Here is a 22,145-nt window from a genome sequence, read left to right on the forward strand (position 1 = left end):
CGACGGCTGCGGCGGCGCTCTCCAGAGCTACAGCTGACGTAGCACCTGCATGGCCTCCCGCTCGATGCGCGAAAGGTCGTGGAGGATGACGCCGGCCTGCTGGAGGTGCGCGTCGTCGCCGCTCTGCCCGGCTTCGGCGATCAAGCCTGCCACGTCCGTCCACATGGTGGCGGCCTCGCCGTACAGCCGGTGGCCGGCGCGCAGGCCGTCGTCGTCGATCAGCCCGGCGCACTCTTCGAGGAAGTCACGGTAGAGGGCGCGGAACAGGGCGCCGCCGGTGCCGGCCTTCTCCATGAGGAGGGCCGCCTGCGGCAGGTCCCGCTCTGGCCGCTCCACGCGCAGCAGCCATCTGGGCACCTGGCCGGCGGCCTTCTCGATGCCGCGATGGCCCACGTTCGCGATGGGGGCGGCCAGGAAGGCGTCAGCGCAGGCCTTGATCGCGGGGATGAGCTGGTCCTGCCAGCGGGGCGGGTGCGCCGGCAGCGAGATGGCGAAGGATCGGTTCCTGGCGGTCATCGGGCCCCGTTCGGCCCTCGCCATGGCCAGACTGGTCCGGCTGGTGCGCACCGCTCCGCCCTGCTGCTCGGTGTCCACCAGGTAGGCATGGTGTTCGTCGTAGCCGTACATCGCGACGACATGGCCGCCGAAGCGCACCTTGGACCGGAAGTAGTCCAGGTGGTAGCAGTCGAGCTGAAGGCCGACCGGCCGGCCGGCGTCGAGTTGGCCGGCCACGTTCTCCCACGCCTTGCGCGGTGAGGTGGTCTCCTCGACCCGCAGGGTCAGCCCCAGCCTTGCGGCCAGATTCCGGGTGAGCTCGAACGGCTTGACACGGCCTCCGAGGAAGGGGAAAGCCATGGCCTTGCTGTCCCAGTAGATGAAGGACAGGCCCGAGCCGAGCCCGAACAGCATGGGCTCGGACAGATCAAGCCCCTCGTGCCGCAGCAGCACCCCGAGCGCCGTCGTCTCGCAGTGCTGCATGCCCCGGGCCTCGATGTCCTCCACGATCGTCATGCGTCGCTCTCCTCCATGACTGGGCGATGAACGTGTGCGGAGCCGCTGTCCGGCACGCCGGATCTTCAGCGGCTCCAGTGGACCAGCATGAAGTCTCCCTCAGGGGGAGAGTCCAGCCGCCGTGGTGTCGCCGAGCATGAGGAACAGGGCGTCGCGGTGGTCTGAGCCGTCCCCGCGGAAGGCGCCACGCGGTCCCGCACGTTGTGGTTCGATGATCATCCATGAACGCAGGCTCAACGGGCGGGCGCGAGTCCGGGTGGAGAAGACGGCTCGTGCTGGTCGCGGCCCTGCTCGCGGTCCTCCTCCTGGTGGCGACGGGCCTCTACCAGCTGATGAACGCGCGGACCTTCCAGCTGGCGGGGCAGCTGACCCACCGGGTGGTGACCACCGAGAAGGTCGTCGCCCTGACCTTCGACGACGGCCCCGACGAGCACACCGGCCAGATCATCGACGTCCTCGCCGAGCAGCGGGTCCGCGCGACGTTCTTCGTCATCGGCTCCCAGGTGAAGGCCAGGCCGCAGGACGCGAAGGCGCTCGTGGCCGCGGGGCACCAGCTCGCCAACCACACCTACAGCCACCAGCGCATGGTCTTCGTCTCCCCCTCCACCGTGGCGAAGGAGGTCGAAAGGACCGACGCGGCCATCCGCATGGCGGGTCAGCGCGGCGAGATCCCGTTCCGTCCGCCGACGGGCAAGAAGTTGCTGATGCTGCCGCTGTACCTGGCCGAGCACCAGCGGCACACGGTCATGTGGGACGTGGAGCCCGACTCCGGCACGACCCCGGGGGCCGCCGGGATCGTCGCCGCCGTGCGGGAGCAGACCAGGCCGGGGTCGATCATCTTGCTGCACCCGTGGTACGCCGGCGGGGCGAGCACCCGCCAGGCCGTCGAAGGCGTGATCACCGGCCTCCGCGAGCAGGGCTACCGGTTCGTCACGGTCTCCGAGCTGCTCGCCCTGCGGCGCGGATGAGCGGACGGAAGGGCCTTCAAGCGGGCTCGCCCTCGCTGAACTTGCGGGTGTCGCGGGGCTCGACATAGGGCTCCTGTCCTGCGGGGTGTCCGTCCCTGATGGCGCGTTCGCGGGCGAGTTCGGCGTCGAGCTCCACCCCGAGCAGCACGGCGATGTTGGAGATCCACAGCCAGATCAGGAAGACGATGACACCGGCCAGGGCGGCGTAGGTCTTGCTGTAGGAGCCGAAGTTGGCCACGTAGAAGCCGAACGCGGCGGACGCGATGATCCACACCACGACGGCGAGCATGCTGCCGGGGGTCAGCCAGCGGAAGCCGGGATGCTCGACGTTGGGTGCGGCCCAGTACAGCAGGGCCAGGACCAGCGCCACCATGATCACCAGGATCGGCCACTTGACGATGCCCCAGATCACCAGCGCGGTCTCGCCGATGCCGAGGACCTTTCCCACCTGATCGGCCAGTCCGCCGGTGAACACGACCGCGACCGAGCCGATGGCCGTCAGGATCACCAGGACCGTGGTGATGGCCAGGCGCAGCGGCAGGGTCTTCCAGATGGGCCGGCCCTCGGGCATCTCGTACACGATGTTGGCGGCACGCATGAACCCCCCGACGTAGCCCGAGGCGGACCACAGCGCGACGGCGATACCCAGGATCGCAGCGATGCCGGCTGCACGCTGGTTGCCCTGCAGGGCCTGCAGCACGGTGTTGAGAGTCTGTCTGGCGGGCCCCGGCGCCATGGCGCCCAGGTTGTCGATGAGCGACTGGGTGGTCGACTGACCGAACAGGCCCAGCACCGAGACCACGGCCAGCAGCGCGGGAAAGATCGACAAGGTCGCGTAGTAGGTCAGAGCCGCGGCCCAGTCGGTGAGGTGGTCCCCCTGGAACTCCTTGAAGGTGCGTCTGAGCACGTCCCACCACGACCTCTTGGGCAGCTCCGTCGGCTTGTCCGGGGTGTCACCGCCGACCGGTTCCCCCGGCCGGTCGGCGGCGGCGCGTCTACTCATGACCGTGAGCTTTCGTGAGCTTTCGTGCGTTTGCGTCGGGCGTCGCCTGGCCAGTGCCCGGTCGTCTTGCGGACACCCTGTGCGCCGGCGCGTTGAATGGCCGCCTTCACCAGGCCGAAGATGGCTCCCTGCACCATGGCGGCCACGAGCACCTGCCGCCAGGTGTATTCCTGGTCGTCGGCGTCAGGCGCGTCGTCCTGCCCCGCGACGACCTTCCACACCTGCTTGAACAGCGCGCCCGCGATCATCCCGCCCAGCACGCTGATCAGCAGTGACAGTGGCTTGTAGATCAGGGCCATCGCACCTCACCCCATTTCGACGTGCCGGCGGGCCCGGCGGCGGCGCAGCCACACGAACATGAGCAGGCCGATCCCCGCGGCGGCGGCGCCGCGCGCCCCTGGCGTGACCGCCTGCGACGTGGCGGCGTGGCGCACCTGTACCCCGCTCCGCCGAGCGGCCCACAGCGCTCGCTGCCAGGGGGTCTGCCTGGCGGCGTTGCGGCGGCGCAGCCACGCCGTCACGGCGACGGCCCCGCCGCCCGCCGTCGCGACCGCGGCGGTGGCGACGGCACCGCGACGCACCGCCGGCATGGCGTTGTCCTTCGTGGCGATCTGCCGCGCCTTGGTGGTGACCTCGGTGGCCATGGTCCGGACGTGGGCTTCCGCCTGGTGCGCATGAGCGGCGAGGTTCGCCTTGACGTGCTCGGTCTTGTCCTTGGCCCCGGCCTTCGCGCGGGCCTTGACGTCGGCCTTGGCGGCCAGCGCCTCCACGATGTCCCCCAGGTCCTCGCGCATCTGGGCGATGTCGGCACGCAGCCGCGCGGCGGAGTCGGCCTTGTCATCCCCCTGGGGCGACCCGACCTGGGTCGAGTTCGTACTGTGAGATCCGCTGATGGTCATCGTCGTACTCTTTCTTGATCTCGGTCACGTCTTGTCGGGTGCTGTCGATCGCCCGCCAGGCAGGTGCCGGCGCATCGCGTAGGCGACACGTTCGCGGCCTGTCAGGCCCACCGGCAGGCGGTTGCACCGTGTCATTGCCGTTCGTCTCCTCGCCTGCTTCGCGCAGCCTGCGATGTTCCTCCCCTAGCTGCACCGCTACCCCTCGATGGCCCTCACCATGTGTCATCAGGGCAGGCTCCCTCCTCGGGGACAGGTCAGGGGGAAGCGGAGGAGAGCGGAAAGCCGTGGCCCTCGGCGAGTCCGCGAAGGGCTCTGCGGGCCGCGATCACTCGATCGCCTGACGGGATGACGAGCTCGGGCCGCGCCCGGGATGGATGAGACGCTCGCTTATGCGCCTGCGCGTCTCGACGATGTTCAGTCTTACCGCCGGCTGATGGACTAGAGCCATGACGAACAACGACACCACCACCCTGGTTCTCGGAGCTACCGGCAAGACCGGCCGCCGCGTGGCGGACCGCCTGAAGGCGATGGGCCGCGACGTGCGCGCCGGCTCCCGCCCCGATTTCGACTGGGAGGACAGCACCACCTGGGCGCCGATCGTGCGCGACGTCCATGCCGTCTACATCACCTACTACCCCGACCTGGCCTTCCCCGGCGCCCTGGACCGCATCCGCCAGTTCACCGCGCTGGCCGTCCAGGCCGGAGTGCGCCGCCTGGTGCTGCTGTCGGGCCGCAACGAGGAGCTGGCCCAGCAGGCCGAGCAGGTCGTGCTCAACTCCGGCGTCGAGGCCACGATCGTGCGCTGCAGCTGGTTCATGCAGAACTTCAGCGAGGGCTGGCTGCTCGACCCGGTGCTGAGCGGCACGATCGCGCTGCCCGCGGGGGAGGTGACCGAGCCCTTCGTTGACGTCGAGGACATCGCCGACGTGGCCACCGCCGCCCTCACCGAGGACGGGCACGCGGGGAAGGTGTACGAGCTCACGGGGCCGCGCCTGCTGTCCTTCGCCGAGGCCGCGGCGGACATCTCCGCCGCCAGCGGCCGCGAGGTCGCCTACGTGCCGGTCACCCCCGAGGAGTTCGCCGAGGGCGCACGCGCGGCGGGCCTGCCCGAGGACGAGATCGTCGGCCTCAACGCGCTGTTCGCCGAGGTGCTCGACGGCCGCAACGAGAGCCTCGCCGACGGGGTACGGCAGGCACTGGGCCGACCAGCGCGCGACTTCACCCAGTACGCCAAGGACGCCGCCGACGCCTGGCGCGCCTGAAACGCGAGGTTGCCGTCCTGGCCGGCGCCGACCGCACGAGGTCCTCGGCGGCGTGCCGGTCGCCGGTCAGCAGGTACGCCGCGAGGCGATGCGTCCAGGATGCGCGGCATACCGGCGGGGCTTCGTGATCGCGTCGTTGCGACCCCAGGCGGACCCGCCGTACTACGCAAGTCGCACATGAAGCTGGACATTCGTCCGAAGCGCGGGCCTCGGCGAGATCGAGAGCATGGGCGTCATGGAAATCAAGATCATGCGCGGTGTCCGCGTCGCGGGCGCCGTCACGGCGGGCCTGCTCGCCCTCCTCGCGGTCGTGCCGGCGCAGGCCGCGACTCTGACGCGAACCGAGCCCGCCCAGGACAAGAGCCTGGCGCTGCCGGCGCCCACCGGAGCCCAGCCGGTGGGGACGGTCAGCCTGCACCTGGTCGACCGCGGTCGTCCAGATCCCTGGGTGCCTTCGGAGAAGGCCAGGGAGCTCATGGTCTCGCTGTGGTACCCCGCCGAGAAGGGCGCAGGCCGGCCCGCGCCGTACATGACCGACGAGGAGGCCGAGGCCCTGCTGAAGGGTCAGAACCTCACCGGCGTGCCGAGCGAGGTGATCAGCGGCGCCAAGACGCACGCCACCACAGGGGCCCGTCCTGCCGGGCGCAAGGGCGCGCTGCCGCTGATCGTTCTCTCACCCGGGTTCACGATGTCGCGCTCGTCGCTGACCAGCCTCGCCGAGGAGCTGGCCAGCAGGGGGCACGTGGTCGTCGGCATCGACCACGTGCACGAGTCGTACGGCACAAGCCTGCCCGGCGACCGGCTGGCCCGCTGCGCGGCCTGCAGGGAGCAGCAAGCCGACCCCTGGGCCTTCGGCGCCAAGGCGGTCAAGGGACGGCAGGCGGACGTGTCGTTCGTGCTCGACCGCCTGCTCGGGCGGCATCCGGTGTGGAAGGGCGCCAGACTCATCGACCGCTCGCGTATCGGCATGGCAGGGCACTCGGTGGGCGGCTCGAGCGCGACGTGGACGATGCTGAAGGATTCGCGCGTGCGGGCCGGAGTCAACATGGACGGCACCTTCTTCGTGCCCATCCCTGACAAGGGTCTGGCCCGGCCGTTCATGCTGATGGGCGCGGGCGAGGTGCACGAGCCGGGTGGCAAGGACTTCACCTGGGGCCGCGACTGGGCGCGCATGACGGAGTGGAAGCGCTGGATCACGGTGGAGGGCGGCGACCATACCTCCTTCACGGACTACCCGCTGCTGACCAAGCAGTCGGCCAGGGAACTGGAGGTCACCCGGGCCTACGTGGTCGCCTTCATGGACCGGCACCTGCGCGGGCGCGAGCAGGAGTTGCTGGACGGGCCCTCCGCGACCTTCCCGGAGGCCAAGTTCTGGAAGTGAGGCCCACCGCGGGCCGTTCCTGAGATGGCCGGAGGAAGCCGACCGATCCCCGTCCGGTCGTCCTGATCGGACGGGCGCGCGCGCCTCAGGTGATGTCTCTGCGCAGCGGTGCCAGGACCGCGATGGCCACCGCGACCAGCGCGTAGCCCACCAGCACCGCGCCACCGGCCGGCGCGGACAGGAGCGGGACGGCCGGCTCGCCCGTCTGGCCGGCGACGGCGTCGGCCAGGTAGGTGAACCCCGTCAACGCGGCCGTGGCCCCGCCGGGCAGGAGGGGATACAGAGCCTTCACCCCTGGGATCATCGTCAACGCGGTCTCGACCGCGTAGAGATACCCGCCGACGACCGCCATCGCGGCGACCTGATTGCGCAGGAGCGCGCCGATCGCCACACCCAGGAGGGTGTAGACGGCCATGGTCAGCGCCACACGGGCCAGCAGCGACAGCACGACACCCACCGGCAGACCGAGCGTGACGCCGTCGATCGCGGCCGCGGCGAACAGGGCCGCCGCCGCCACAGCCGCGGCCAGGAATCCGTAGACGAGGCCGGCCCCCGTGTAGGCCAGGAGTTTGGCGGTGAGCCAGGTCCAGCGCCTGGGCGCGAAGAGGCTCGTGGTGGTGACCGTCCCGTGACGGTATTCCGAGGCCACGGCGGCGGTGCCGAACAGGGCGGGAAGGCAGGCGAGGAAGCCGAGCAGGCCCAGCAGCACCCGAGTGCCCTCAGCGGTGTCCAGAGGAGGCAGCGGAGGGTCGAAGTTCTCCGGGCCCGCCAGAGCCAGCAGCCCGATGAAGGCACCGCTGGCGAGCGCGGCGACCCCGCCCCACAGCCAGATTCTGCTGCTGGTCAGGCGGATCCACTCGGCGGAGATGAGTGTGGTCACGGGGTGGTGCCTCCTGTCAGGTGGAGAAATGCCTGCTCCAGGGTGGGCCGCTCGGAGGTGAGCTCCTGCAGCGGGATGCCGTGCGCGGCGGCCACCGAGGCGATCTCAGCGGCGCTCAGGTCGTGGACACGCAGAACCTCGGAGCTCAGGATCTCCGTCGGCGCCGCGAGCATCGTGCGCAGCCGGTCCGCCTGCGGCGAGCGGACCAGGACCGAGGCGGAGCCGTACAGCTCGCTGAGAGGGCCCGCGGTGACCAGCCGCCCTTCGCGGATGACCACGACCTGGTCGGCCGTCTGCTCGATCTCGCCGAGCACGTGGCTGGAGACCAGGATCGTGCGGCCCTGCGCGGCCAGGTCGCGCAGGAACCGACGTAGCCAGGCGATGCCCTCCGGGTCCAGGCCGTTGCTCGGCTCGTCGAGCAACAACACCCGCGGGTCGCCGAGCAGGGCGGTGGCCAGGTTGAGCCGCTGCCGCATGCCGGTGGACAGGCCACGGGTCCGCCGGTGGGCGAAAGCGGAGACCCCGGTCACCTCGGCCACGCGGGCGACGCGGTCGCTGCCGTACCGGCCCATGCGGGCGTACAGACGCAGGTGGTCGCGGGCGGTGTGCGCGGGGTGGAAGCCGGAGCTGTCGAGTACGGCGCCGACGACGGAGGTGGGGTCCCGCAGTTCGCGGTACGGCCTGCCGTCGATGGTGACGCTGCCCGAGCCGGGGGCCACCAGGCCCAGCATCATCCGCATGGTGGTGGTCTTGCCTGCTCCGTTGGGGCCGAGGAAGCCTGTCACGGTGCCGGGTCCGACGTCGAAGGTGAGGTCGGTGACGGCGGCCACCGGGCCGAAGGTCTTGGTCAGACCGCGTACCTCGATCATCGGCGCACCTCCGCCAAGGCCGGCGCGGGAGCGCTGAGGATCAGTTCGTCGTATCCCGATGAACGGTCGGCCAGGACGATCCGCACGCCGGGCTCGCCCCGCCTGGCGGCGACCAGGCGCTTGACGCCCCGCAGGGAGATCCAGGCGCCGACCTTGGCGACGCCGCTCATGCGCAGTCCGGCATGCAGGCCGGTGGCGGCGCGGAGCGGGTGGTCGAGGTGCTCGATCTCGCGGATGGACGCCAGGGGCACGGTCATGGAGCTCCTGCGGGTGAACAGCCGGGCCCACGGGTCGAACAACACGGTCAGGGCTTGGCCACGAATCTCGATCTTGATCACGTTGATCTCCTAGATCTATCTGTTCTATTAGTTATACATCAGATAAGATGGCCTTGTGAATCTGAGTCTCGATCTGGACAGCGAGGTCCCGATCTACCAGCAGATCCGTGACCGGATCGTGGAGGCCATCGCCTGCGGCGAGGCACGGGAAGGCGATCCGCTCCCCTCCACGCGACAGCTGGCGGCCGACTTCGGCATCAACTTCCACACCGTGAACAAGGCCTATGACCTGCTGCGGCATCAGGGCGTGATCCGGATCAACCGCAAGAGCGGCGCGGTCATCCGGCGTGACGCCGCCTCCGGCCCACCGGAGGCCGGCTTCACCGACGACTGGGAGGAACGCATGCGCGTACTGCTGGCCGAAGCCACCGTCCACGGCCTCGACCGCGACGAGGTGGTTCGCCGCTGCGAGACACTGCTGGAGGGATTTCGCTCGTGATCGCCATGAACCTGGCCACTGTCACGCTGATCACCATCGTGATGGCCGCGCTCCCTGCACTGTCCCGTCCGACGCTGCCGTTCGGGGTGCGGCTCCCCGCGGAGCGGGCCTCCGATCCGGTGATCATCGCCGAGCGGCGGGTCTACGCCCGCCTGGTCGTGGCAGCGGGCGTGGTCGCCGCGGCCCTCTCCTTCGAGGTGCTCGCCGTCGTCGCCCTGGTGCCTGTCGACCTGCTGCTGTTCTACCGCGCCCATCGCCGGGTCGCGCGCGCGAAGCAGGACGGACGATGGCAGGCCGGACACCGTCAGCGCGTCACCGTGGACACCAGCTTCCGCACCGATCCGGTCCGCATCCCCTGGCGCTGGGCCCTGCCCGCGCTTGCCGTCCTGCTGTCCACCGCCGCCCTCGGCTGGTCACGGTACGGCGGGCTGCCCGCCACCCTCCCTGCGTTCCGCGGCTACGGCGTCGACCCCGCGCGCCGCGTGGCCACCACGGCGCCGAGCGCCTTCGAGCCCGTGTTCCTCCAGGCCGCGATCACTGTGCTGACCCTCGCGCTCATGCTGGTGATCCTGCGCGCACGCCCCGACCTTGACGCGGCCAGACCTCGGGGCTCGGCCCGCCGATACCGGACCTACCTGCGCGGCATCGCCGTGCTGTCGCTGCTGGCCGCCGCCTGCCTGAACCTGGGCCTGCTGATCTCGGCCCTGCAGCTCTGGGGTGTCGTCGAGCCGTCCGGCGGCTGGCGGGTGGCCACGTACCTGCCGCTGGCCGCGCTGGTGGTCGGGGCTCTGGCCTGGGAGCGACGGGTGGGCTCGGCGGGGCACCGCCTGCCCGCCCTGCCCGGCGAGGAGCGGGAGGACTCCGGGGTCGTGCAGCGCGATGACGACCGGCACTGGTTCCTTGCAGGCATGGTGTACGTCAACCGCCGCGACCCCGCCCTGCTCGTCCACGCCCGCATCGGCCACACCTGGACGCTCAACCTCGGACACCCGGTCGCCTGGGTCATCGTGGCCCTCCTGGTCGGGCTGATCCTGCTCGCCCTGACCGGCGTGGTCGATCTGCCCATGAGGGAGAGCGCCTTCTAGCCGTCTCCGGAGGCATGACCCACTTGCGTTAGTCGGACTAACGATATAGCTTCATTCGTGTCATAAACGTTTGTCGCACTAACAGATTGTCGGGTCATGCCTTCCATCGATGTCCTGGACTCCTCCATCCACTACGAAGACAGCGGAAGCGGCGCGCCGATCGTCTTCCTCCACGGCAACCCCTCCTCCTCCCACGCCTGGCGCAAGGTCCTGCCCGCGATCGGCGAACCGGCCCGGCTGCTGGCCCCCGACCTGATCGGCATGGGACGCTCCGGCAAGCCCGGCATCGCCTACACCTTCGCCGACCACGCCCGCTACCTCGACGCCTGGTTCGACGCCCTCGACCTGCGGGACGTCGTCCTCGTGGGCCACGACTGGGGCGGCGCCCTCGCCTTCGACCAGGCCGCCCGCCACCCCGGACGGGTGCGCGGCATCGCCTTCTTCGAAACCATCGTCCGCCCCCTGTCATGGAACGACCTGGGCGAAGGCTCCCGCTCCCGTGCTGAGACGATGCGCTCGCCGAAGGGCGAAGAGCTGGTCCTCGACCAGAACTTCTTCATCGAGACCGCCTACACCGGCGGCGTCCTCACCCCGCTGACCCCGGACGAGATGGCCCCATACCTCGACCCCTACCCCACCCGCGACAGCCGCCGCCCCGTCCTGCAGTGGGCCCGCTCGCTGCCGCTCGACGGCGACCCCGCCGACGTGGCCGCACGCGTGGCCGCCTACGACACCTGGCTGGCCGCCAGCCCCGACGTCCCCAAGCTGCTGCTCACCTTCGACTCCTCACCGACCCTGCTCATCACCCAGGAAACGGCCGCCTGGTGCAGGGACAACATCGCCGGCCTGAGGATCGAGCACATCGGCCCGTCCGGCCACCACGCCACCGAGGACCAGCCCGAGGCGATCGCGGCGGCGATCACGGCCTGGATCGCGGGGAGCACCAGTCACTGACCCTCGTGCCGCCGGTGTGGGCAGCACGCCGGACACGCCCAGGAGCACACCGGCCGCGAGGCCCGTCGCGGCTCCTGTCAGCGACCCCGACCACGAGGTGAGCGGTGCCGCTGCCAGGTAACCGATCGGGGTCATCGTGGTGGCCGGCATCTGGTTGGCGGACAGCACGCACGCCGGTCGCGCCGGTCAGACGATCAGCAGTACTTGGCCTTCCTGACGCTGCCCACGGCGGTGGGGGCGGTGATCCGCGCGTTGACTCCGTGACGGATCTCGCGGCACAACGGATCCGGCCCGTACGCGATGTCGAGCGTCACGAGGTCCGTGCTGCCGCAGTTGAGGACATCGGCCCAGGCCTTCCCGCTGGTCTCGCCCTTGGCCGTGATGTGAAGGCCGGTCTTCCCCGAGCACGGGGCGCCACTCGCACCCGCCGAGGCCGCGGTGGTTCCCGCTCCCAGCCCAACGATGGTGAGAGCTCCGACGAGGAGTGCGCCCGCCGTACGCCTGTGGATCGACATCTGTCCCCTATTCTGACTTGGAGGCAAAGATCACGTTCGGCCGCATTGTAAAGGTTTGTCCGCCACCGGTGCGGACGAACGCGGAGAGCGGGCGGCCCCGGCACACCGACCTTCTCGAGGCGGATGCGGGGCGCCTGGGCCGGAGAGACGGCGCACTCCGTGTTCGTGGGAAGATCATTAGCGGTGGGCGATGGGCGAGCCGTACGCCAAGCGCGGCCGCCACGCCGCCGGCGGCCGTTCCCTGCCCGATCCTGCGGCGCGGCAGCTCGGACAGGAACGGCCGCACCCACCACACACGCCCTCCGTTCGGCCCTCGGAATGCGCGGCTCGTGTGACCATCTTGATCAGATATGGATGATCATGTGATACTTCGCGCAAAGAGTGAAATATGTCGGAAGAGCGACTCTTTTGGCATGTGATGCCCGAGGCGTTTGAAGTGGGGATCGACGCATGCCGTTCGACGCGGACACCGCTGCCTCTGGACTGCGTGTCCTTCCCTTCTACCGTGCCGTCCCCCGATTGGTGAAGGATCCGGTCACCGAGCTGGCCAAGATGGGCACCGAGACCGGCGGCCGGATCGTCCGGTTGGACATCGGGCCTTTCCGGCCGTACCTGGTCTCCCACCCCGACCACGTCCAGCAGGTACTGAAGACGGACTGGTCCAACTTCGTGCGCGAGGGAATGTTCTGGCGGCCGCTCCAACGCGTGATCGGCCGGAGCATCCTCGGGGAGGGCGAGGGCTGGGAGTCCAGCAGGAGGATCCTCCAGCCGCTGTTCACCGCGAGATACACCGCCTCGCTGGGCGAGGACATGGCCGACATCATCGCCGACTGCATCCTGGAGCTCGACGCGTACGCGCTGAGCGGCCGGCCCGTCGACGGCGGCCATCAGATGACGAGGATCGTCAACCAGGCCGTCATCAAGGTGCTGTTCGGTGGGCGGATCTCCCGCGACGTCGCCGAGCGGCTCGCGCCGGAGTTCGCCACGTGCGCGACCTCGATCGCCTTCCGGCTGCTGTTCCCCTTCGCGCCCTACTCCATCAAGGTGCCCGGGGACCGCGCCTTTCTCGCGGCCGCCAAGAAGATCGACGAGATCGTCTATCCCCTGATCGAGCAGGCGCGCACCGAGGGCACCGGCTCCAAAGAGGTGGTCTCCGCGCTGATCGGCGCCAGGATCCGGCAGGACGGTGAAGTCGACCTCAAGCAGGTCCGCGACGACCTGGTCAGCATCTACGGGGCCGCGTCGGAGACCACCGCTATGTCGCTGACCTGGCTGTGGTCCGTCCTGCATGATCATCCTGACGTCTACGCCCGCCTGCAGGCGGAGGTCGACGAGGTGGTCGGGGAAGGCCCGGTCCGCTCGGAGCACGTCCCCAGGCTCGGCTACCTCCGCATGGTCCTGCAGGAGCTGTTGCGTGTCTACCCGTCGGGGTGGATCATCCCTCGCCAGACGGTGGCGGACACGGAGATCGGTGGCGTCCCGATCAAGGCGGGCTCGCAGGTGCTGGTCAGCCCCTACACCACCCACCGGCTGGCGGAGTTCTGGGAGCGGCCACTCGTCTTCGACCCCGAGCGCTGGGCGCCGGAGCGTAACGAGCGTCGGCATCGCTACGCCTTCATCCCCTTCGGCGCCGGTCCGCACAGCTGCCTCGGACAGCACCTGTTCTACCTCAAGGCTCCGTTGGTGGTCGCCAACCTGCTCAGCAGATATCACCTGACGCTGACCAACCCGCAGCGCCTGACGCCCGTGCCCGGGGCGTCGGCGCGGCCCAAGGAGAAGCTCCTGCTGAAGCTCGAGCTCAAGTCGGGCCGCGGGGCGTGAGCGCGTGGCCCTCGGTCCCTGGCTGGCCGGGCTCGCTTGTCGCGCGCATCAACAGGCATGCCGGAGGTGTCCAGGTGAGCATCGGCCTGGCCGCCGATGATCGCTACCGGAAGCCCGCGACCGCTGCTCAGGGGCGGGGGATGGCGACGGCGGTGTACGGGGTGGTGGGGGTCGGGGTGGTGTCGAAGCGGGCGTTGGGCAGATACAGCCGGGGCCCGAAAGCCGCCACGGTCGCCGGTACGTCGAACCGGCGACTACTCACCCGCCGCACGACGCGGCCGTCGGTCCCCGCCGCGTTCAGATGCAGGACGGCCACGGCGTTGAGCCGGTTCTGCACCGCGAACAACGTCCGGCCGCGCAGCAACAGGCCGTCGCCCTCCCGCAATGACTCGCCGTGCAGGTCCACCCGGCGGGTCACACCGGACCAGTCGACGCGGAACAGTCCGCCGGTGTTCGACTGCACGACGAGCAGGCCCCGGCCGTCCGGAGTCGGCGTGATGCCGTTGGCGTTGAAGCCGGCGCCGTACACCAGGTCTCCGGTGAGAGGGATCCGCACCGCGGAGGCGGGCAGCCGTCCGCCGCGCAGCGGCAGTTGGTAGAGCACCGGGTTGGTGGAGTCGGTGAACCACGCGGCGCCCTCGGTAAGGATGACGTCGTTGACGAACGCCGGGCCGGTGGCCAGCCGGTAGGAGGCCAGCACCCGGCCGGTGCGGGAGTCGACGACGCGCGCGTCACCGCCCGTGCCCCCCGCCACGAACAGCCGTCCGCGCGGGTCGATCTTCATCCCGAGGGACGGCGTGCCGGGCCCCCGGCTGATGATCGCGCCGCGTCCGGTGCGCAGGTCGGCGCGGTAGATGGAGCCGTCGGCCATGGAGCCGATGAAGGCGAACGGGCCAGAGCCGATGGCGATGCCCTCTGGCCGGAAGCCGTCGGGCAACGAGATCGATGCAGGGAACTTGCCTGGCCGCCGGTCCGGCGTCGCTCCGGCGGAACCGCTCATGGTGATGGCCAGTGTGAGTGCGGCGAGAATCGCACCGAGACCTCTGATCGATCGCATCAACGGATGCCCTTCTGACATGGCGAGTGGGGTTCGAAGGCTGAGGTCACCAGCCGCCGTCTGTGACGTCGCCGCTGATGATCACCTATGACGGGGGCTGGGTGGAGCGGTCGTTGTGCCCACGGCCTCAGTGCTGGTGGCGGAGGTGGGCGGGCTGTTCGCTGATCCTCACCAACCGTTCGAAGTCGACGGCCACGCCGCGCAGCACCACGTCCACCAGCGGCCGGGCCGAAGAGCGGTCGATCGGCGCGTCACCGAACAGGGCGCGCTGATAGACCACGGACGCCAGTAGGTCGACCAGGAGTTCCGGATCGGCGTCCGGCCGTAGGTCGCCCCGCTCGACGGCGCGCTTGACCGCGGTGGCGGCGGCGTGCCTGCTTGGCTGCACCAGCACCGCCAGCAGGTGCTGGTGCAGGTCGGCGTCGCCCGCGCAGTCGGCGATGAGGGGCGCGAGGACCCTGGGGGGCAGCCGGTCGTGCAGCGCCTCGGCAAGCAGTTGCACGCTCCGGGTGAGGTCGCAGCGGGTGCAGCCCTTGTCCGGCACCGGCGGCGTCACCAGCACAGAAGCCAGCGCGTCGATGACCAGTCGCTGCCGCACGGGCCACCGTCGCCGGATCGCGGCTTTCGTGGTGCCGGCCCTGGCCGCGACCGTCTCGATGGCGAACCCGGCGTACCCGAACTCGCGCAGCACCGCCACGGTCGCGGCCAGCACCGCCGCGTCGATCGCGGGATCGCGCGGCCGACCGCCCCCTGCCCGACTCACCGCTCGGCGTCCTGGGGGTACCAGCGCAGCTCGACGGTGTTGCCGTCCGGGTCCTGCACATACAACGACTGCGCCTCGCCGCGCGCGCCGAACCGGGCGACCGGCCCCTCCAGCACGGTGAAGACGCCGGAATCGATCACCTGCTGCCAATCCACAGAATCCACGGCAAGGCAGATGTGGTCCACATTGGACTCGCCACGCGGGCGGTCGACCAGGTCGATGATGGTGGACTCGTTGACCCGTACCGATGGGAAGGGCGCCCTGCCCGCCCGCCACTCCGCCACCCGCTCCTCCTCGAGTCCGAGTGTTCCCGAGTAGAACGCCAGCGCCCGCTCGACATCCCGCACGTTGAGCACCAGGTGGTCAAAGGCCTTCACACGCACCGGCAGTCTCCTCAGTTAAGATCCGTACCGGTTCGGATCGTAATAGAGCCAGTCCTCTGGAAACAAGCCCGTCGGGCCGGCCAGGGCTTGCTCTAGCCCGGGCGGAGGCCGGCCTCGCCCGCCAGGTCCCGCACGGTGTAGGCGTGGGTGTCCCTGGTCATGTACCAGCGGCCGTTGAAGGAGACGCTCCTGAGCTGCCCTTCCGCGATCTCCGCCAGTTCACCGCTCACCTGGGCGACCTCGCCGCGGAAAGCCGCGTCGATCTCGTCGATGTGGGCCGTGACCCGCCGCACCGCAGCGGCCGCGCCGATGCCCGATGCCTGCAGGATGCTGATGGAGTTGGGTTTGCCCTCGCTCTTCTCGCGCTCGAACGAGCGGATGTCGTTGGCCAGCCGCATGGATGACGCGCCCAGGTGCGTCATGGGCTCGATCGCCGTCCAGTGCTCCGCGTTTGCCGGGGCGGGGCCGCACATGGCCAGGGCCGCCGCCCACCAGGTGGGGTAGAGGATGGTGAGCAGCCCGTTGGCGAGATAGCCGTCGTAGGACGGCCACGGCTCGACTCCCGCGGCCCAGGCGCGCTCTCGCGCCATGGCCGCGAAGGCGATGTCCATCTGCCGCACCAGGTTCGGCGAGTGAACCTCGGCGCCCGCATACGCGTGGAAGCGGGCGCACCACTGGGTCCACGCGGCCAGGATCTGCCCGACGGGCTCCTCGGACGGGTCCGCGCCGGCGTCGCCGGACAGGATCGCGAGGAGCTCGGCGAAGAACGCCGAGACCTCCCCCTCGGACCACTCGCCGGCGATGCCGTCCGCGATGTCGTCGATGCCGAACAGGATCGCGGTCAACGCTCCGAGATCGGCCAGCCGGCCACGGGTCGCGCGCGGAAACGTGGCGGCGGCCGACAGGCAGCTGAAGGCCACTCTGCTGGCCGAGCTCTCGCCGTCGGCGAACAGCACAGGATAGGGGCGCAGCATCGCGGAGGCCTCGGGTACGGCATCCAGCGCCGCGCGCAGGACGGTCGCCCGATCCGTCTCGGGCACACCCGCGAGTTGGTGTGACCCCTTGAGCAAGCCGTCCGCGAGGTCGTTACGGATCTCGAAATAGGCCTCAGGGCCAGGTCCGCTCACGAACCGACCCTACCTATCAACGATCTTGCTTGACAAAGGGAAAAACCAAGCGGAAAAGACTGCTTGATCAAGATCACGATTCTTTGCTAGGGTGCCCGGGTCGTCGGCGCCGTTATGCCGCTGTCTCCCGGCACTCAGCCCCTCACATGACTTCGCAGAGTAGGTACTATGCGCCTCCGCAATACACGTCTGCGGACCAAGGTCACGGCTTTGCTCCTCTCACTGGCGGCTCTGTGGTCCTTCGCGGCCTGGGTCACCCTGCGCGAGGGCGTCAACCTCCTCTGGGTCGCCCAGCTCGACAGCAGCGTGGTCGGGCCGAGCGAGCCGCTGCTGGTCGAACTTCAGCGCGAACGCCGGGCATCGATGATCCAACTGGGTGAGCGTTCCCCTCGCTCCCGCAAGGAGCTACAAGATCAGCGGCAGCGCGCCGATCGGACCAAGGCCGAGTTCGAGACCTCAGCACGCGCAGGAATCGTCGAGTGGGCGGTCGACGACCTGGGAGAGAAGCGGCTCGCCGACATGTTCGCCAAGCTCGACGACCTCGCGAGCATCCGGCAGGCCGTCGACGCGGGACGCGTGACCCGCATCGAGGCGAGCGCGGCGTACGCCGACGTCATCGACTCCGTCTATCGGATGTACGGCGCGATGGCGACCCTCGACGACAAGACCCTCGCCGGGGACATCCGTACCCTCATGGCCCTCAGCAAGGCGCGAGAGATTCTCGCCAGAGAGGACGCTCTGCTGGCCGGGGCGCTGGCCCAAGGACGGCTGAACGCCGAGGAGCACGAGCAGTTCACCCGGACGGTGGGCGCCTGGCACATCGTCGCCGAGCAGGCCGCATCGGAGCTGCCCGATGCCGATCGAGCGGCCTACGACAAGCTGATCAAGGGCAGGTCGTTCACCCGGCTGCACGACCTCGAGACTCTTCTCGCGCGGCAGGGAAGTGTCGTCGAGACCATTCCTTTCAGCGCCGAGCAGTGGAAGGCCGCGACCGAGCAGGCCCTGACCGACTTCAACGGCCTGGTGCTCGGCGCGGGCGACCGTGTCGTGGAGCGCGCGACGCCCGTCGCCGTGGGCGTCGTCGTGCGGCTGGCCCTGGCCGGCGGTCTCGGCCTCATCGCCGTCGTCGCGTCGATCGTCCTGTCCATCACCACCGCTCGGGCCCTCTTCGCCCAGCTGCAGAAGCTGCGCGACGCGGCGCACGAGCTCTCTGACGAACGGCTGCCTCGGGTGGTCGAGCGCATCGGCAACGGCGAGCGGGTCGACGTCGCCGTCGAGGCGCCGCCGCTGCAGTTCGGCACCGGGGAGATCGGGCAGGTCGGTCAGGCGTTCAACACCGTGCAGGAGACCGCCATCCGGATCGCCGCCGAGCAGGCGGCACTGCGGCAGAGCATCCGCGACATCCTCATCAGCATGGCCCGCAGAACCCAGGGCCTCGTGCAAAGGCAGCTCAACGTGCTGGACGTGATGGAGCGGCGCGAGACCGACCCAGTGGAGCTGGAGGATCTCTTCCGCCTGGACCACCTGGCCGTCCGCACGCGGCGCAACGCGGAGAACCTCATCGTGCTCTCCGGCTCCTCTCCCGCGCGTACCTGGCGCCGCTCGGTGCCCATGGTCGACGTGGTCCGCGGCGCGCTGGCCGAGGTCGAGGACTACACCCGCGTCTCGCTCATGCCCATGGGCGATGTCGTCCTGGTCGGTCGCGCCGTCGGAGACGTCGTCCACCTGCTGGCCGAGCTGATCGAGAACGCGGTCTCCTTCTCCCCGCCCTACACCAACGTCCAGGTCAGCGGGCAGCTCGTGGCCAACGGCTACGTGGTGGAGATCGAGGATCGCGGTCTTGGCATGAAGCCGGAAGACCTGGCCGCCGCCAACGAGCGCATCGCCAACCCGCCGGAGTTCCGCATCACCGGCGCCACGGCGAGGCTGGGCCTCTACGTCGTCAGTCGCCTGGCCGCACGTCACCAGATCCAGGTCGTGCTGAAGGCCTCCCCTTACGGCGGAACCACCGTCGTCGTGATGCTGCCCCAGGAGCTCGTCGAAACCGGCCCCGTCCAGCCGCTCGAGGACGAGCCCCTCACGAGCCTGCCGATCAGGCAGACGACTGCCACCGCCACGCGTGCCACGGCCACGCGCGCGCCGGCCACGCGTCAGCCTGCCCGTCCGGCCTCACCCCAGACCGGCCTCACAGCGCTGCCGCAGCGTACGGCACCGCCCGCCGCCGACAGCGAACCGGCCGAGGAGGCCGAGTCCGCCGCGCCGACGCCCACCGGGTTCACCCCGTCGGGACTGCCGTTCAGGGTGCCGCAGGCCAACCTCGTGCCCGCCCTGCGCGAGGAGGCCGCGCCCACACCGCCCAGCCTCATCGGGCCACCACCGGATGAGCAGGACGACGACCTGCGCTCGCCGGAGGAGATCCGCGCGATGATGCAGTCCCTGCAGTCCGGTAACCGTCGCGGCAGGTCCGCGGCGGAGAAGCTCATACAGGACCACCAGTCTGGAGACGACGCGTGACATCCAGTGCGAGCCCAGATCTGAACTGGCTGCTCGACGATCTGGTCAATCGGGTCAACGCCACCGACCACGCCATCGTGTTCTCCTCCGACGGCCTGCTGATGGCATCCTCAGCAGACCTGCAGCGCACCGACGGAGAGCATCTGTCGGCCGTGGCGGCCGGACTGCAGAGCCTGGCCAGAGGCGTCGCCGATCACGTCAGCGGCGGCAAGGTACGGCAGACGGTGGTGGAGTGGAAGTCCGGGTTCCTCATCGTCAGCGTGGCAGGACAAGGGGCCTGCCTGGCCGTCCTGTGCGGCCACGAGGCCGACATCGGCCTGGTGGTCTTCGAGATGGCCACGCTCGTCACGCGTGTCGGCCACTACCTCACTTCAGACGCCCGCACTGCAGAGATGCACGCCCGGAGCCAACAGTGAACGAACTCCCAGGTGACGGATGGGTCGAACCGGAGATCATCCGGCCCTACGTGGTGACACGCGGGCGGGCGCGACCCGCCAACGGCAAGTTCGACCTGATCTCCATGGCGCTCACCGTGGATTCACCGCCCGAGACCGAGACAGGACTCGACCCCGAACACCTGTCGATCCTGCGGCTGTGCAGGGCGCCCAGATCCGTCGCCGAACTCGCCGCCGATCTGAATCTCCCCGTCGGCATCATCCGCGTGCTGCTGGCAGACCTCTACGACCGCAATCTCATCTCCGCACGAGAACCGCAATTCGAGGCGGACATGGCCGACATGAACATGTACAAGGCGGTGCTCGATGGCCTTCGATCGCTCTAACCACCTACGACTGCCCACTGCTGTCAAAATCGTCGTCGCGGGCGGCTTCGGCGCGGGCAAGACCACCATGGTCGGCGCCGTGTCCGAGATCAGGCCGCTGCGAACCGAGGAGATCCTCACCGACCGCGGCGTCGGCGTCGACGACCTCTCAGGAGTGGCCGCCAAGGGCACGACCACCGTCGCGATGGATTTCGGACGCATCACCCTCGGCCAGGACTACGTGCTCTACCTGTTCGGCACACCGGGCCAGGAGCGGTTCTGGTTCGTCTGGGACGAACTGGCCAAGGGCTCCCTCGGTGCCGTCGTCCTCGCCGACACCCGGCGCCTGGCCGACTGCTTCCACTCGATCGACTACTTCGAACGGCGCGGAACACCGTTCGTGGTCGCGGTCAACGCCTTCGAAGGCGCGCCCACCTACGACCTCGACGAGGTACGGCTGGCGCTCCAGCTCAAGCCCTCGATCCCGATCGTCATGTGCGACGCGCGGAAGCGGAACTCCACCAGGGACGTGCTCGTCACACTGGTGCAGCACTCCGCCGAGTCGCGCATGATGCCGCTGCCGGCCCCGTAGGGAGGCGGCGCTCACACGGACAACGGGATCGTCAGGCCGGTCTTCACCGTGTCGAACACGACCAGCGTCTCGTAGCGCTGGACGTTGTCGTCGCTCTTGAACAGCCGGTTCCCGAGCATCCCGCACTCGCGGATGCTCGGAGCCGCCAGGATGACGACGTAGTCCCACGGGCCCGCGACGTTGTAGCACTGCTGCACCTGCGGCGTCTCCCGCATCCTTTCGGCGAAGGCGCGGTGGTGCTCGAACGTCTCGTGAACCAGCGTCACCAGGACGGTGGCCAGGACCACGGGGCCGAGACGCCGAGGATCCAGGACGGCGATCTCCTTGAGCAGCACGCCGTCGGCGCGGTAACGGGCGATACGACGCTGCACGGCGCTCGGCGAGAGGCCGACCAGCTCGCCGAGCTCGAACAAGGTACGGCCTGCGTCGTCCTGCAGAAGACCGAGCAGGCGGTGGTCGATCTCGTCCATGCGAAATTATTGCGCCTGGGCGCGAAAAATCTCAATCGCCTCGATCACGTGTTCGCCTAGCGTCTGACGGGAAACCCCTCGCGAAAGGCGACCACCATGGATCTCGACCTGGCCAACATCGAGAAGGCCGCGCGGGTGATCGACCCGCAGTTCCTCGACACCCCGCAGTACGTCGACGAGCTACTGGACCGCACCGTCACGGTGAAACTCGAGACCGCCAACCCCATACGCAGCTTCAAGGGCAGAGGCGCCGACTTCGCGCTGAGCGCCCTTGACCCCGGCACCCGGGTGGTCTGCGCGTCCTCGGGGAACTTCGGGCAGGCCGTCGCCTACGCGGGGCGGGCTCGAGGCATGCGGGTCCAGGTGTTCGTCCCTCGGACGATCAATCCGGGCAAGCAGGCCAGGATGGAGGCCTTCGGCGCCCGCGTCAGCCCGGCCGGCCCGGACGGCTCGGCCGCCCGCGCCGCCGCGGCCGCGTACGCCGCCGAGCATCCCGACGTCGTCTTCCTCAGAGACGGCTTCCAGCCGGCGATCGCGGAGGGGGCGGGCACCATCGGCGTGGAACTGGCCGCGGGCCAGGCGTTCGACGCCGTCGTGCTCCCCGTCGGAGACGGCGCCCTCATCAGCGGTGTGGCGCGCTGGATCAAGGCGCACTCCCCCACCACCCGCGTCGTGGGGGTCAACGCCGCGGGAGCGCCCTCGATGCTGCGCAGCCTGGAGGCAGGGCACGCGGTCGCCATCGAGCGGGCCGACACCTTCGCCGAAGGGATCTCGGTGTGCCTCCCCATCGAGGAGTCCGTGCGGCGGGCGCGCGAACTCGTCGACGAGATGGTGCTGGTGACCGACGAGGCCATCGCCGCCGCCATGGAGCGAGCGGCACGGACGCTGGGAGTGCTCCTCGAGCCCGCAGGGGCGGCGGGTCTGGCCGCGATCGCCACGGGACAGGTCGCAGGCGAGCGGCTGGCCACCGTGCTGACCGGCGCGAACCCCCGGCCCGAGCAGCTCGGAGAGCTCCTCACCCGGCTCGCGCGCTGAGCGGGATGAGGCCTGCCGG

25 protein-coding genes are annotated in these 22,145 nt (G+C 69.8%); 12 read left to right on the top strand and 13 right to left on the bottom strand.

The features are described from left to right. Positions 1-27 precede the first annotated feature (27 nt). Entirely contained in the window at positions 28-1,011 is a 984-nt protein-coding gene (locus FHR33_RS16320; protein ID WP_183648102.1) for a BtrH N-terminal domain-containing protein, read from the bottom strand. Positions 1,012-1,232: 221 nt separating this feature from the next. On the opposite strand from FHR33_RS16320, the gene FHR33_RS16325 reads away from it, so the two are divergent. Next, positions 1,233-1,979 (top strand): polysaccharide deacetylase family protein, encoded by a 747-nt coding sequence (locus tag FHR33_RS16325; protein WP_183648105.1) that lies wholly within the window; start codon positions 1,233-1,235, stop codon positions 1,977-1,979. Between the two features lie 16 nt (positions 1,980-1,995). On the opposite strand, the gene FHR33_RS16330 is transcribed toward FHR33_RS16325, so the two are convergent. The 3 genes from FHR33_RS16330 to FHR33_RS16340 are packed head-to-tail and all read right to left on the bottom strand — an operon-like array spanning position 1,996 to position 3,881. Further along, complete coding sequence (locus FHR33_RS16330; RefSeq protein WP_183648108.1) at positions 1,996-2,982, bottom strand: YihY/virulence factor BrkB family protein; 987 nt, start codon at positions 2,980-2,982, stop codon at positions 1,996-1,998. Next, positions 2,979-3,281 (bottom strand): DUF4235 domain-containing protein, encoded by a 303-nt coding sequence (locus tag FHR33_RS16335; protein WP_183648111.1) that lies wholly within the window; start codon positions 3,279-3,281, stop codon positions 2,979-2,981. The genes FHR33_RS16330 and FHR33_RS16335 overlap by 4 nt, the downstream gene beginning before the upstream one ends. Positions 3,282-3,287: 6 nt before the next feature. Continuing rightward, positions 3,288-3,881: a DUF3618 domain-containing protein gene (locus tag FHR33_RS16340; RefSeq protein WP_183648113.1), complete on the bottom strand. Its 594-nt coding sequence runs from the start codon at positions 3,879-3,881 to the stop codon at positions 3,288-3,290. 446 nt (positions 3,882-4,327) lie between these two features. Between FHR33_RS16340 and FHR33_RS16345 the strand changes: the two genes are divergently transcribed. Further along, a complete protein-coding gene (locus FHR33_RS16345) occupies positions 4,328-5,143 on the top strand; it encodes a Rossmann-fold NAD(P)-binding domain-containing protein (RefSeq protein ID WP_183648116.1) in 816 nt (271 codons plus the stop codon). Between the two features lie 235 nt (positions 5,144-5,378). Next, entirely contained in the window at positions 5,379-6,524 is a 1,146-nt protein-coding gene (locus FHR33_RS16350; RefSeq protein WP_246451916.1) for an alpha/beta hydrolase family protein, read from the top strand. An 85-nt stretch (positions 6,525-6,609) separates the two neighbouring features. Here the strand turns inward: FHR33_RS16350 and FHR33_RS16355 are convergent, their stop codons facing one another. Genes FHR33_RS16355 through FHR33_RS16365 form a run of 3 tightly spaced genes read right to left on the bottom strand, consistent with a single transcriptional unit; the run spans position 6,610 to position 8,611 of the window. Then, the gene (locus FHR33_RS16355; RefSeq protein ID WP_183648119.1) at positions 6,610-7,404 is read right to left on the bottom strand and encodes an ABC transporter permease; all 795 of its coding nucleotides are present in this window, start codon (positions 7,402-7,404) and stop codon (positions 6,610-6,612) included. Beyond that, positions 7,401-8,273, bottom strand: a complete 873-nt coding sequence (locus FHR33_RS16360; RefSeq protein WP_183648122.1) for an ABC transporter ATP-binding protein — start codon at positions 8,271-8,273, stop codon at positions 7,401-7,403. Before FHR33_RS16360 ends, FHR33_RS16355 begins: the two co-directional genes overlap by 4 nt. Further along, positions 8,270-8,611 carry a hypothetical protein gene (locus FHR33_RS16365; protein WP_183648126.1) on the bottom strand — a complete coding sequence of 114 codons (342 nt, stop codon included), beginning with the start codon at positions 8,609-8,611 and terminating at the stop codon, positions 8,270-8,272. The genes FHR33_RS16360 and FHR33_RS16365 overlap by 4 nt, the downstream gene beginning before the upstream one ends. A 55-nt stretch (positions 8,612-8,666) precedes the next feature. Here FHR33_RS16365 and FHR33_RS16370 point away from each other — a divergent pair, with 55 nt between their 5' ends. The 3 genes from FHR33_RS16370 (at position 8,667) to FHR33_RS16380 (ending at position 11,089) form a co-directional block, all read left to right on the top strand. After that, positions 8,667-9,050: a GntR family transcriptional regulator gene (locus tag FHR33_RS16370; RefSeq protein WP_183648129.1), complete on the top strand. Its 384-nt coding sequence runs from the start codon at positions 8,667-8,669 to the stop codon at positions 9,048-9,050. A gap of 5 nt (positions 9,051-9,055) precedes the next feature. Then, the gene (locus tag FHR33_RS16375) at positions 9,056-10,135 is read left to right on the top strand and encodes a DUF1648 domain-containing protein (protein ID WP_183660119.1); all 1,080 of its coding nucleotides are present in this window, start codon (positions 9,056-9,058) and stop codon (positions 10,133-10,135) included. 96 nt (positions 10,136-10,231) lie between these two features. Next, on the top strand, positions 10,232-11,089 hold the full coding sequence (locus FHR33_RS16380) for a haloalkane dehalogenase (RefSeq protein WP_183648132.1): 858 nt from the start codon (positions 10,232-10,234) through the stop codon (positions 11,087-11,089). Positions 11,090-11,283: 194 nt separating this feature from the next. Here FHR33_RS16380 and FHR33_RS16385 read toward each other — a convergent pair whose 3' ends face one another. After that, on the bottom strand, positions 11,284-11,604 hold the full coding sequence (locus tag FHR33_RS16385) for a hypothetical protein (protein ID WP_183648135.1): 321 nt from the start codon (positions 11,602-11,604) through the stop codon (positions 11,284-11,286). 450 nt (positions 11,605-12,054) lie between these two features. On the opposite strand from FHR33_RS16385, the gene FHR33_RS16390 reads away from it, so the two are divergent. After that, positions 12,055-13,425, top strand: a complete 1,371-nt coding sequence (locus tag FHR33_RS16390) for a cytochrome P450 (RefSeq protein WP_183648138.1) — start codon at positions 12,055-12,057, stop codon at positions 13,423-13,425. Positions 13,426-13,552: 127 nt separating this feature from the next. Here the strand turns inward: FHR33_RS16390 and FHR33_RS16395 are convergent, their stop codons facing one another. The 4 genes from FHR33_RS16395 to FHR33_RS16410 form a co-directional block, all read right to left on the bottom strand. Continuing rightward, positions 13,553-14,425 carry an SMP-30/gluconolactonase/LRE family protein gene (locus tag FHR33_RS16395; RefSeq protein WP_246451924.1) on the bottom strand — a complete coding sequence of 291 codons (873 nt, stop codon included), beginning with the start codon at positions 14,423-14,425 and terminating at the stop codon, positions 13,553-13,555. Positions 14,426-14,609: 184 nt separating this feature from the next. Then, positions 14,610-15,245 (bottom strand): TetR-like C-terminal domain-containing protein, encoded by a 636-nt coding sequence (locus tag FHR33_RS16400; protein WP_183648144.1) that lies wholly within the window; start codon positions 15,243-15,245, stop codon positions 14,610-14,612. Further along, positions 15,242-15,628 carry a VOC family protein gene (locus FHR33_RS16405; protein WP_183648147.1) on the bottom strand — a complete coding sequence of 129 codons (387 nt, stop codon included), beginning with the start codon at positions 15,626-15,628 and terminating at the stop codon, positions 15,242-15,244. The genes FHR33_RS16400 and FHR33_RS16405 overlap by 4 nt, the downstream gene beginning before the upstream one ends. A 92-nt stretch (positions 15,629-15,720) precedes the next feature. Next, on the bottom strand, positions 15,721-16,755 hold the full coding sequence (locus FHR33_RS16410) for a terpene synthase family protein (protein WP_183648149.1): 1,035 nt from the start codon (positions 16,753-16,755) through the stop codon (positions 15,721-15,723). 168 nt (positions 16,756-16,923) lie between these two features. On the opposite strand from FHR33_RS16410, the gene FHR33_RS16415 reads away from it, so the two are divergent. From FHR33_RS16415 to FHR33_RS16430, 4 genes are read left to right on the top strand one after another with little or no spacing between them, the layout of a single operon-like run. Next, positions 16,924-19,269, top strand: a complete 2,346-nt coding sequence (locus tag FHR33_RS16415; RefSeq protein ID WP_183648152.1) for a sensor histidine kinase — start codon at positions 16,924-16,926, stop codon at positions 19,267-19,269. Further along, complete coding sequence (locus FHR33_RS16420; RefSeq protein WP_183648155.1) at positions 19,266-19,685, top strand: roadblock/LC7 domain-containing protein; 420 nt, start codon at positions 19,266-19,268, stop codon at positions 19,683-19,685. Before FHR33_RS16415 ends, FHR33_RS16420 begins: the two co-directional genes overlap by 4 nt. Then, positions 19,682-20,050: a DUF742 domain-containing protein gene (locus tag FHR33_RS16425; protein WP_183648158.1), complete on the top strand. Its 369-nt coding sequence runs from the start codon at positions 19,682-19,684 to the stop codon at positions 20,048-20,050. Before FHR33_RS16420 ends, FHR33_RS16425 begins: the two co-directional genes overlap by 4 nt. Further along, positions 20,031-20,621, top strand: a complete 591-nt coding sequence (locus FHR33_RS16430) for a GTP-binding protein (RefSeq protein WP_183648161.1) — start codon at positions 20,031-20,033, stop codon at positions 20,619-20,621. The genes FHR33_RS16425 and FHR33_RS16430 overlap by 20 nt, the downstream gene beginning before the upstream one ends. An 11-nt stretch (positions 20,622-20,632) precedes the next feature. Here FHR33_RS16430 and FHR33_RS16435 read toward each other — a convergent pair whose 3' ends face one another. Beyond that, entirely contained in the window at positions 20,633-21,091 is a 459-nt protein-coding gene (locus FHR33_RS16435) for an Lrp/AsnC family transcriptional regulator (protein WP_183648163.1), read from the bottom strand. Between the two features lie 96 nt (positions 21,092-21,187). Between FHR33_RS16435 and FHR33_RS16440 the strand changes: the two genes are divergently transcribed. Beyond that, positions 21,188-22,126, top strand: coding sequence for a threonine ammonia-lyase (locus tag FHR33_RS16440; RefSeq protein ID WP_183648166.1), 939 nt, complete (start codon positions 21,188-21,190; stop codon positions 22,124-22,126). The last annotated feature ends 19 nt before the right edge of the window (positions 22,127-22,145 follow it).

It is taken from the genome of Nonomuraea dietziae (assembly GCF_014195505.1).
GTDB lineage: Bacteria > Actinomycetota > Actinomycetes > Streptosporangiales > Streptosporangiaceae > Nonomuraea > Nonomuraea roseola.

Excerpts from the sequence above, each read along its gene's own strand:
- FHR33_RS16415 (WP_183648152.1), top strand. The coding sequence starts at position 16,924 with ATGCGCCTCCGCAATACACGTCTGCGGACCAAGGTCACGGCTTTGCTC.
- FHR33_RS16330 (WP_183648108.1), bottom strand. The coding sequence starts at position 2,982 with ATGAGTAGACGCGCCGCCGCCGACCGGCCGGGGGAACCGGTCGGCGGT.
- FHR33_RS16345 (WP_183648116.1), top strand. The coding sequence starts at position 4,328 with ATGACGAACAACGACACCACCACCCTGGTTCTCGGAGCTACCGGCAAG.
- FHR33_RS16375 (WP_183660119.1), top strand. The coding sequence starts at position 9,056 with ATGAACCTGGCCACTGTCACGCTGATCACCATCGTGATGGCCGCGCTC.
- FHR33_RS16325 (WP_183648105.1), top strand. The coding sequence starts at position 1,233 with ATGAACGCAGGCTCAACGGGCGGGCGCGAGTCCGGGTGGAGAAGACGG.
- FHR33_RS16430 (WP_183648161.1), top strand. The coding sequence starts at position 20,031 with ATGGCCTTCGATCGCTCTAACCACCTACGACTGCCCACTGCTGTCAAA.
- FHR33_RS16360 (WP_183648122.1), bottom strand. The coding sequence starts at position 8,273 with ATGATCGAGGTACGCGGTCTGACCAAGACCTTCGGCCCGGTGGCCGCC.
- FHR33_RS16395 (WP_246451924.1), bottom strand. The coding sequence starts at position 14,425 with ATGAGCGGTTCCGCCGGAGCGACGCCGGACCGGCGGCCAGGCAAGTTC.
- FHR33_RS16320 (WP_183648102.1), bottom strand. The coding sequence starts at position 1,011 with ATGACGATCGTGGAGGACATCGAGGCCCGGGGCATGCAGCACTGCGAG.
- FHR33_RS16335 (WP_183648111.1), bottom strand. The coding sequence starts at position 3,281 with ATGGCCCTGATCTACAAGCCACTGTCACTGCTGATCAGCGTGCTGGGC.
- FHR33_RS16440 (WP_183648166.1), top strand. The coding sequence starts at position 21,188 with ATGGATCTCGACCTGGCCAACATCGAGAAGGCCGCGCGGGTGATCGAC.
- FHR33_RS16435 (WP_183648163.1), bottom strand. The coding sequence starts at position 21,091 with ATGGACGAGATCGACCACCGCCTGCTCGGTCTTCTGCAGGACGACGCA.
- FHR33_RS16385 (WP_183648135.1), bottom strand. The coding sequence starts at position 11,604 with ATGTCGATCCACAGGCGTACGGCGGGCGCACTCCTCGTCGGAGCTCTC.
- FHR33_RS16350 (WP_246451916.1), top strand. The coding sequence starts at position 5,379 with ATGGAAATCAAGATCATGCGCGGTGTCCGCGTCGCGGGCGCCGTCACG.
- FHR33_RS16340 (WP_183648113.1), bottom strand. The coding sequence starts at position 3,881 with ATGACCATCAGCGGATCTCACAGTACGAACTCGACCCAGGTCGGGTCG.
- FHR33_RS16380 (WP_183648132.1), top strand. The coding sequence starts at position 10,232 with ATGCCTTCCATCGATGTCCTGGACTCCTCCATCCACTACGAAGACAGC.
- FHR33_RS16390 (WP_183648138.1), top strand. The coding sequence starts at position 12,055 with ATGCCGTTCGACGCGGACACCGCTGCCTCTGGACTGCGTGTCCTTCCC.